The organism is Actinomadura rubrisoli (genome assembly GCF_004349215.1).
GTDB lineage: Bacteria > Actinomycetota > Actinomycetes > Streptosporangiales > Streptosporangiaceae > Spirillospora > Spirillospora rubrisoli.
In genome coordinates, this window is the sequence record NZ_SMKU01000768.1 from 1 (window position 1) to 727 (window position 727).

At 74.8% G+C, this 727-nt stretch carries 1 protein-coding gene; it reads right to left on the reverse strand.

What is annotated here, in order from left to right:
• A partial coding sequence (locus tag E1298_RS47385) for a lanthionine synthetase LanC family protein (RefSeq protein ID WP_279499847.1) occupies nt 1–727 on the reverse strand: 727 nt, incomplete at both ends.

Below are 727 nucleotides of genomic sequence, written 5' to 3' on the forward strand. Positions count from 1 at the left end.
GGAGGGTGAGGATGCCGCTGGTGCCGGTGCCCCAGGCGGCGCTGGTGGTGGTGAGGGAGTTGGCGGGGTATTCGGGCTGGTCGGGGGTGCCGCCGCAGCGGGTGGTCATGAGGGTGAGGACGTGGTGAGCGTGCTGGAGGTGGGTGGAGTCGCCGGTGGCGGCGGCCAGGTCGATGAGTAGTTCGCCGATGCCGGCCATACCGCAGCACTGGGTGACGATGTTCATGCGGGGGGCGGTGTGCAGGCAGGCGGTGGCGGCGCGGCGGGCCAGGTGCAGATCGGTGGCGTCGCCCAGGGCGGTGGCGGCGTGCAGCAGGGCGGTGCCGATTCCGGCCAGGCCCTGGCACCAGGAAGCGCTCATCGGGCGTGCGGCGGGCCGCAGGGCGGCGTCGCAGAGCTCGGGCAGGCGTGCACGCAGCACGACGAGGTGCTCGTTGATCGTCTCCAGGACGCCCGGGTCGCCGGTGGCGGCGTGGTGGGCGAGCAGGAAGGAGGTGATGCCGGCGCGGCCATGGGCGTAGCCGAGGCCGATGACGATGGCCGCGGGCGGGGTCGCGGTCTCGGCGACCGCGAGCCGGTGGTCGGCGGCGGCCAGGCGGCGGGCGCATTCGGCGGCGACGTCGGTGTGGTTGTCGTCGCCGGTCAGGGCGGCGAGGGCGAGGTGGCCGGCGCCGATGCCCGCCAGTCCGGTGGCGTAGTCGCCCTCGTGGATTTCGGCGAGGGGGGC